Here is an 8,815-nt window from a genome sequence, read left to right as displayed (position 1 = left end):
AAGTCACTTCAGTAAAAAAAGGCGATCGGGTGATTATTCCCTTTGTGATTGCATGTGGCCACTGTTTTTTCTGTGAACACGAGCTGATGGCTGCCTGTGAAAATACCAATAGCGGACGTGGTGCGATTATCAATAAAAAACAGATTCCACCAGGTGCCGCCCTGTTTGGTTATAGCCATCTGTATGGCGGTGTACCAGGCGGTCAGGCCGAATATGTGCGGATTCCCAAAGGCAATGTCGGACCGTTTAAGGTTCCCGGCTCCCTGCCTGATGAAAAAGTATTGTTTCTGACCGATATTTTACCCACAGCCTGGCAAGCTGTGACCAATGCCCAGATTGGCCGAGGTTCCAGTGTCGCCATTTATGGAGCTGGGCCGGTCGGTCTGCTGGCTGCGGCCTGCGCACGTATGCTCGGTGCCGAACAGATCTTTATGGTCGATCACCATCCTTATCGCTTGCGTTTTGCTCATCAAACTTATGGGGCGATTCCGGTCAATTTTGATGACGTGGATGCAGCCGAATTCATCATTCAAAATACGGCAGGTTATCGTGGTGTCGATGCGGTGATTGATGCGGTGGGTTTTGAGGCCAAAGGGAGTATGCTGGAAACGGTAATGACCAATCTAAAACTGGAAGGTTCGAGTGGTTCTGCGCTAAGACAATGTATTGCGGCGGTGCGCCGTGGCGGTGTGGTCAGTGTGCCGGGGGTTTATGCCGGTCCAATTCACGGTTTCCTGTTTGGTGATGCCTTCGATAAAGGTCTGACCTTTAAAATGGGACAAACCCATGTGCATAAGTTCCTGCCACAATTACTGGAACATATTGAAAATGGTGATCTTTCGCCAGACCTGATTATTACCCATCGCATGAAACTGGAAGATGCTGCTGAAGGTTATCGCATTTTCGATAAACGTGAAGAAGACTGCCGCAAGATTATCCTGACACCATAAAAATTTAAGCAATAAGAAAGCGCCGTCAGGCGCTTTTTTTGTTTTTTACCGCATTTGATGAATTGTATTTTTTCTATTTTCAATTCACAAAACTTTGATGTCCTTTTCTGTTTTTTCTAAACATCATGCATAGCATGATTGTCACAATGAGATTTAGCACTCAGCCAGAAAATACAAACCTCAAGAAGGAATAAAAAAAATAACACGATGATTTTAAATTAAAAAATTAAAATTCACTTGATTGTTAAATTAATTATGTAGTTTAACTACACCCTCTATTTTTCAATCAAAATATGTTTCATGCTCATTATTAAATAAAACTACAATAGATATATAAGTAATTAATTTTAAAAGTATTTATAGTTTTCAATAAAAATAGCTGCTCAAGCATGCTGACGAGTAGCTATTGATTTTGCAGGGTTGTATAACAGAGGAAATATAACTCTAAATAGCACTTTAAATTCAAAACACCATTTTAAATTCAAAAGCACTTGTCCACAAGCCAAATATTTTAAATTTAAAACCAGAAATTAACTAGAGAGGGAGTTGGTTTGTGGATAAATACAATCTTATTCACATAACTAATTAGGGATAACTTTGTAGTTATCCACATATTTGATCATATTTAGAGCAGACCTTAAAATAATCCTATTCACATATTATTTGAGATACGGCAGGATATTTTAATAAGCCATTCAAATAATAGAATTTAAAAAAACCAGCTTTATCATTTTGTATTTATTATTTTCCAGCTCTATCGCTCTCCACTCTTCAATTCGGCCTTCGCTACGGGTATTTTTCATACACCAACTTTGGCTTCAATGGCTTCTACACGCTATTTTGCAGCATATGTACAATTGATCCTAGTATCGATAGTTATCCTTTAAACCCTGCTAAAATCTTCATATTTATAGTGGCACAATTACTTCCCCACCATGATAAATTGCATTCATCCAGATCTCATACTTGTCTTTATATTGCTTACTTATGGATAATTTTTTTAGGTCGATTAGCCACCGCTTAATTCGACTTTTTTTTGCAGCTAAAATCAGCTGATCATTTGGCAGAAAAGCACGACCTAGGTTGGAATGCTTCTAAAATAATTCAGATGATATTCGCATAAATTTTGCATCAAAAAAGCGCCTCGAAAGGCGCTTTTTAAAATCATCTTAATCAGGTATCAATGTCTGCATTCAAGGCATTTTCTTCAATGAAGGCACGACGTGGTTCCACATCATCGCCCATCAGACAAGAGAACATGCGGTCTGCTTCAATCGCATCGGTGACTGTCACTTGCAGCATGTTACGGTTATCCGGATCCATGGTGGTTTCCCACAACTGTTCCGCATTCATCTCACCCAGACCTTTATAACGCTGGATCATCATACCGCGACGCGAGTCAGACAGAATATGCTGCCAAACCTGATGAAAATTGTTCACGTTAATCTTACGATCACCCTTTTGTAAATAAGCACCTTCTTCAAGCAGGCTGAACCAGCTCTTCGAATTCTTTAATAAACGTGCATATTCACTTGAACCTAAAAGCACAGAGTCTAATAGATAACTATGTGGCAGGTTATGCACATAGATGGTGATTCTTGGTAACCAGCTTTGAGTTTTCTGACCATCTGCCAGTTCTTTCTCGAAAGATTCCAGCGTTAATTCTGGACGTAGCGTCGGCTGAATGGCTTCAATCGCTGCACGCAGGTTTTCACCCCAAGTTTCGACATAACTTTTATCTTCAAGCTGATCGAGTTTAAAGGCGTCCAGCGACAGCAAAGCATCGAGCAAGCTCGCCGGATAACGCTGGGTTAAACGCGCCAAGCTCTTCTGTGAGGTTTGATAATCGGCAATCACCCTTGCCAGTGCTTCACCACGAATCGCAGGTGCTTCAGCACTGATATGCAGTTCTAGCTCGTCAATGGCATTGGAAATCAGGTAAGTTTCCAGTGCATCGTTATCTTTGATGTACTGTTCCTGCTTGCCTTTTTTCAGCTTGTAGAGTGGTGGCTGGGCGATATAGATATGACCACGCTCGACCAGTTCCGGCATCTGACGGAAGAAGAAGGTCAACAGCAGCGTACGAATGTGCGAACCATCGACGTCAGCATCGGTCATGATAATGATTTTATGGTAACGCAATTTGTCCGGGTTATATTCTTCACGACCAATACCACAGCCAAGTGCAGTAATCAGTGTGCCGACTTCCGCAGAGGAAATCATCCGGTCGAAACGCGCACGCTCTACGTTCAGAATCTTACCTTTCAGCGGCAAAATCGCCTGCATTTTACGGTTACGGCCTTGCTTCGCAGATCCACCCGCAGAGTCACCCTCGACCAGATACAGTTCAGACAAGGCTGGATCTTTTTCCTGACAATCGGCCAGCTTACCTGGAAGACCGGCAATATCCAGTGCGCTCTTGCGACGGGTCATTTCACGGGCTTTACGCGCTGCATCACGGGCACGCGCGGCATCAATAATTTTGCCGGCAATCGATTTCGCTGCTTGTGGATTTTCTAAAAGATATTCAGAAAATGCCTTGTTCATGGCCTGCTCAACCGCAGTTTTTACTTCACTCGACACCAGTTTTTCTTTGGTCTGCGAAGAGAATTTTGGATCAGGCACTTTCACCGAGACGATCGCGGTTAAACCTTCACGGGCATCATCCCCCGAGACTGCAACTTTTTCCTTTTTCAGGATATTTTCGCTGTCCATATAGTTATTTAAACCACGGGTCAGTGCAGCACGGAAACCGGCCAAATGTGTACCACCATCCTTTTGCGGGATGTTATTGGTAAAGCAGCGTACGTTTTCCTGATAAGAATCATTCCACTGTAATGCCACTTCTACCGTAATGCCGGTATCGAGCTGTGCAGTAGTGAAATGGAAAATATCGTTCAGATGCGTTTTGCCTTCGTTAATGTATTTAACGAACTCAGATAAACCACCTTCATAGTCATAGATATTTTCAAGGTTGACGCGCTCATCGCGAAGTACAATGCGTACACCTGCGTTCAGAAACGATAGTTCACGCAAACGACGCGCCAGAATATCGACATTGAATATGGTTTGGCTAAAAGTTTCAGCACTTGGGTAAAAACGTACAGTGGTACCTGACGTTTCGGTTATCCCTGTTTCACGTAATTTATAAACAGGATCACCATGACGGTATTCCTGTTCATAAGTTTTACCTGCACGACTGATGTTCAACAGTAGTTTTTCAGAGAGTGCGTTGACCACAGACACACCTACGCCATGCAGACCGCCTGAGACCTTGTAACTGTTGTCATCAAACTTACCGCCGGCATGCAGAATGGTCAAAATCACCTCTGCCGCAGACACGCCTTCTTCAGGGTGAATATCGGTTGGAATACCACGACCGTTGTCAGAAACTGAAACCGATTCATCTTCATGGATCGTCACTAAAATTTCATCACAGTGGCCTGCCAGGGCTTCATCAATCGAGTTATCGACTACCTCAAACACCATGTGGTGCAAGCCTGTGCCATCGTCTGTGTCACCAATGTACATGCCCGGACGCTTACGTACTGCGTCTAAACCACGTAATACCTTGATGCTAGAGGAATCATAAGCCTTTTCAATGGTTTGTTCTGTTTGAGAAGCAGCTTGATCTTCTGAACTCATGGTTTCTCCCTAGTGAAAAATAGGTCTATCCCAAGATGGGTAAAACTAAAAAAATACTATTGCACAACAACCTGAACTGTACCGTTTTCAACATTGAATAACTGATATGAGATAGACAAATCATGTAAGTGCTTTTGTACTGATTCATGGTCTAAGGTGGTAATAAAAACTTGACTACCAAGTTGGCTCAATCGCTCAATTAAACGTTGTTGTGCGGTTAAATCTAATTCTGCTGTCACATCATCTAATAATACCACAGTTTCCTTATTACAAGAATGCAGCATTGCGATTTGCGACAGTTTTAACGCCATCATCAGCAGCTTTTTTTGCCCGCGTGACAGGATCACATCGGCATCCCCCAGAGGGGTTTTCAGACGTAAATCTGCGCGATGTGGACCGTATTCTGTATAACGTCTTTCCAGATCTTTTGCATGCTGATTGGTCAGATCATTCAGCAGGCCGGTTTCACTATGAAAACCCGGACTGTATTCCAGACTGATCTGCAGATCAGGCAACAGCTGCTGCAGATCATCTTCAAAAAAGGACTTCCACTGTTCCACGATACCCGCACGCTGCGAATGTAAAATCTCGCCATATTCGCTCAGCATCTGGTTCCAAGGCTCCAAATCGGACAGACTCAAGAAACGTTTGCTTTTGAGCAAACTATTGCGCTGCTTCAAGGCACGCGAATAATATTGCCAGGCATGATAAAACTCAGGTTCCACGTGGAACATTAACCAGTCTAAAAGTTGACGTCGTGGCTTGGCACCATGATCAATAATATCGGTGCTTTGTGGGTCAATCAGCTGCAAAGGCAATAGCTTGGCGAGTTGGCCCTGCGTTGCCACCAGATCACCATTGACCTTGATCAGCTGTTCCCCGCTGGCCATTTTTTGCATGCCGATTTTTTCGGTCGCGGACTGTGCAAACACAATCGCGTCCTGTGCGCCATGCTGAATATAATTTTTCGGGATATGGGTACGGAAAGAACGACCGGCAGCAAGTAAATGAATCGCTTCTAAAATCGAGGTTTTGCCTGAACCATTTTGGCCATAAAAAACATTAAACGGCTGCAATCCGTGGAGAGCAACCGTCTTTAAATTCCGTACACGCTCAATATGTAAACGCGTAATATGCATGTCTTATACGAGTATCAATAGCCGCGACTTAAACACGCATCGGCATGACGACATAAGTTTGATCGGTATGTGCCGGGTCTTGTACTAACACAGACTGATTGGCTTCAGTCATGGTCATGGAGACATCATCACCATCCAGCACACCCAGCACCTCAATCAAGTACTGCGCATTAAACGACATCTCCAGCGGTGAGTCAGCATATTGAATGGCTAAGTCCTCAATCGCTTCATCCTGTTCCGGGTTATTGGCGCGAAGTTGCAGGGAATCGGCATTAAAATTCAGGAATACACCACGGAGTTTTTCATTACTTAAAATCGCGACACGCTGCAAAGACTGCTTGAACACATCATGCGCAATCATCACGATTTTGTCACCGCCACGTGGAATCACACGACGATAATCCGGGAATTTACCATCAATCAGTTTGGTGGTAAAACGCACGGTAATATCGGCCTGTTCCTTGTCACGGCTTGGCATATTGATGGTCACATTCAGCAGTTCACGACCAATCAGCAAAGATAACTGCTCATCTTCAACACTGAGCAGACGCTGTAATTCCGCAACGGCTTTACGTGGCACAATCGCTTGAATCGGCTGGGTCGCAGTAGATTGAGCCGCAGTTTCACAAAGCGCCAGACGGTGGCCATCGGTGGTCACAGCACGTAGCTGATTAGCATCAATTTCCAGCAAAGTACCGGTCAGGTAAAAACGCACATCCTGCACCGCCATCGCAAAGGCAGTTTTCTCGAATAAACGCTTCAGCTCACGCTGGGTAACAGTTACTTGCGTACCTTGGGTGTTTTCAGTATTCAGTAATGGATAATCATCAGCAGGCAAGGTACCCAGTACAAAACGGCTGTTACCTGATTTGAGAATGCAGCGCTGATCTTCAGTAATATGCAAATCCACCAATGCCGCTGAAGGAAGTGACTTACAGATATCAATCAGCTTACGCGCCGGAACTGTGGTTTCCCCGGCCTGCAAACATGCACCTTCAGCCAGTGCGGTACTGGCCACCAGTTCAACCTCAAGGTCGGAACCGGTCACCGTTAATGCCTGGGCAGTCACCTGAATTTTCAGGTTAGATAAAATATTTAAGGTATGGCGACGTTCAACCGCTCCTACGACATGTGAGAGAACATTCAGTAAGCTTTCTTTCGCGATTTTTAAACGCACGGTGCATTCCTCTAAAGCTGAAGATTAATATAGAAAAAGTGAATTTTTAACGGTTTACTATGCGGCAAAAGCAGCCGCATAGCAAGAATAGAATTTGAGCGATTTAGGTCAACTTTGCAACAGACGTTGCAGGTTTTTATAGTCTTCGTTAAAGATTGGATCTTCCTCACGCAGGCTCTGCACTTTCTCACAGGCATGCATCACGGTACTGTGATCACGACCACCAAAAGCCATGCCAATTTCTGGAAAACTGTCGCCAGTCAGTTCACGTGCCAGACCCATCGCCAGCTGACGTGGACGGGCATAAATTCGGGTGCGTTTCGGTCCGACAATCTCTTTTAAGGGAATACGGAAATATTCACTGACCACACGCTGAATATTTTCAGTACTGATGGTGCGGGCACGAATCGCCAGCACATCTTTTAAGGATTCACGCACCACATCCAGATCAATCGGTGTGCCTTTAAAACGTGAAATCGCCACCACTTTGTTTAGCGCACCTTCCAGTTCACGCACGTTAGCCACCACCTGCTGCGCAATAAACAGGGCACAGTTACGCGGTAAATCCACCTGATTGCTTTCGGCTTTTCTTAATAAAATTTCAATCCGGGTTTCAATATCCGGTGGTTCAACCCCGACCGACAAGCCCCAGGAAAACCGTGAAACTAAACGTGGATCCAGTTCAGTCAGTTCTTTTGGATAGCGGTCCGAGGTCAGAATAATCTGCTTAGATTCATCTAAAAGTGCGTTAAAGGTGTAGAAAAATTCTACCAGGCTGGCTTCTTTACCGGCCAGTAAATGGATGTCATCGACCAGTAACAAATCCAGAGAACGGCAGTTTTTCTTAAATTCTTCCACTTTGCCTTGCTGCAAAGAACTAACAAAATCTTGTACAAAGCTTTCCGCGGTCATGTACATCACCCGTGCATTCGGCTTGGCCTGCAACAGTGCATTGCCCACGGCCTGCATCAAGTGAGTTTTACCCAGACCGGTCGGCCCATATAAAAATAAGGGATTATGCTGTGAAGCACCGAGTTGGGTCAGTACCTTGCGACAGGTTTCTGCTGCCATCTGGTTAGAACGGCCTTCGACAAACAGCGAGAAAGTAAATAACGGATTGAGCTGACGTCTACGGCTATTTTTAACCGTATCTTCTTTTTCTTTTTTCGGTTTTTGTACCGGCATTGGGGTTGAACTCAACGCCGCGGTGGTGGTCGCTGGCTGTTCACTGGCCGATAAAATCGCACCAGGACGTGAATCGACCAAAATTTCGACCTTGCGTACCCGTCCTTCAGACAGCTGTTCGGCCAGAATCGTAATCAGTTCCAGATGATGCTCTTGAATGTAACGCGTCCAGTAAGGATTAGGTGCATACAAACGCAAGCTATCTTCCAGCTCTTCTGCAACCAATGGGCGAATCCACATTGTAAAGACATTTCCAGAGAGCTCTTGTCGCAGGCGATTTAAGCAGTCCGTCCAAAGCATGTGAATCCCCTATTCATTCCATTGTTCATTCAAAAAGATGACCGCGACCAAAAGCGGGTCGCCATTCTAACCAAGTTATCCACATCTGTCATGATCATTTCCACAGAAACTGTGCAAAAAGCCATCATCGTGCATAAATTTAAATTTAAAACCCGGTGTGGATAAGTTTATCCGCAAGCTGTGGATAAAATATAGCACAAAGTTATCCACAAAGTATAAAATTATTAGAAACAGTTTTATCCACAACATAAATGTATGTTTAGTTAAATAAAAAGTGGCTTATCCATAGAAAAAGTGCTCCCTAATAATAATAAACTTAAATTTATAAATTTGAATTTATTTATAAGCTTTGAGTTTTCTGTGGATAAATCGAGAGACTACGAATTTAAATTCAAAAACAGAATCTTGCTTTTAAAACC

General features: G+C 43.9%; 5 protein-coding genes. 1 reads left to right on the top strand and 4 read right to left on the bottom strand.

Translation table 11 applies throughout. The annotated features are described in order from the left end of the window. Positions 1 to 950: zinc-binding dehydrogenase (locus FTT75_RS13250; RefSeq protein WP_180186625.1), on the top strand; the 950-nt coding region annotated here is incomplete at its 5' end. A gap of 1,173 nt (positions 951 to 2,123) precedes the next feature. Here FTT75_RS13250 and gyrB read toward each other — a convergent pair. The 4 genes from gyrB to dnaA all read right to left on the bottom strand — a co-directional run bounded on the left by gyrB (position 2,124) and on the right by dnaA (position 8,396). Beyond that, a complete protein-coding gene (gene gyrB, locus FTT75_RS13245; protein ID WP_180186623.1) occupies positions 2,124 to 4,595 on the bottom strand; it encodes a DNA topoisomerase (ATP-hydrolyzing) subunit B in 2,472 nt (823 codons plus the stop codon). A gap of 56 nt (positions 4,596 to 4,651) precedes the next feature. Continuing rightward, a complete protein-coding gene (gene recF, locus FTT75_RS13240; protein ID WP_159516722.1) occupies positions 4,652 to 5,734 on the bottom strand; it encodes a DNA replication/repair protein RecF in 1,083 nt (360 codons plus the stop codon). Between the two features lie 28 nt (positions 5,735 to 5,762). Beyond that, entirely contained in the window at positions 5,763 to 6,911 is a 1,149-nt protein-coding gene (gene dnaN / locus FTT75_RS13235; RefSeq protein WP_005173508.1) for a DNA polymerase III subunit beta, read from the bottom strand. A 108-nt stretch (positions 6,912 to 7,019) separates the two neighbouring features. Continuing rightward, positions 7,020 to 8,396: a chromosomal replication initiator protein DnaA gene (dnaA, locus tag FTT75_RS13230; RefSeq protein ID WP_005173504.1), complete on the bottom strand. Its 1,377-nt coding sequence runs from the start codon at positions 8,394 to 8,396 to the stop codon at positions 7,020 to 7,022. Between the last annotated feature and the right edge of the window lie 419 nt (positions 8,397 to 8,815).

The organism is Acinetobacter sp. YH01008 (assembly GCF_013420435.1).
Lineage (GTDB): Bacteria > Pseudomonadota > Gammaproteobacteria > Pseudomonadales > Moraxellaceae > Acinetobacter > Acinetobacter pseudolwoffii.
Note: the sequence above shows the minus strand (reverse complement) of the source record. Positions and strands in the feature narration are given on the sequence as shown.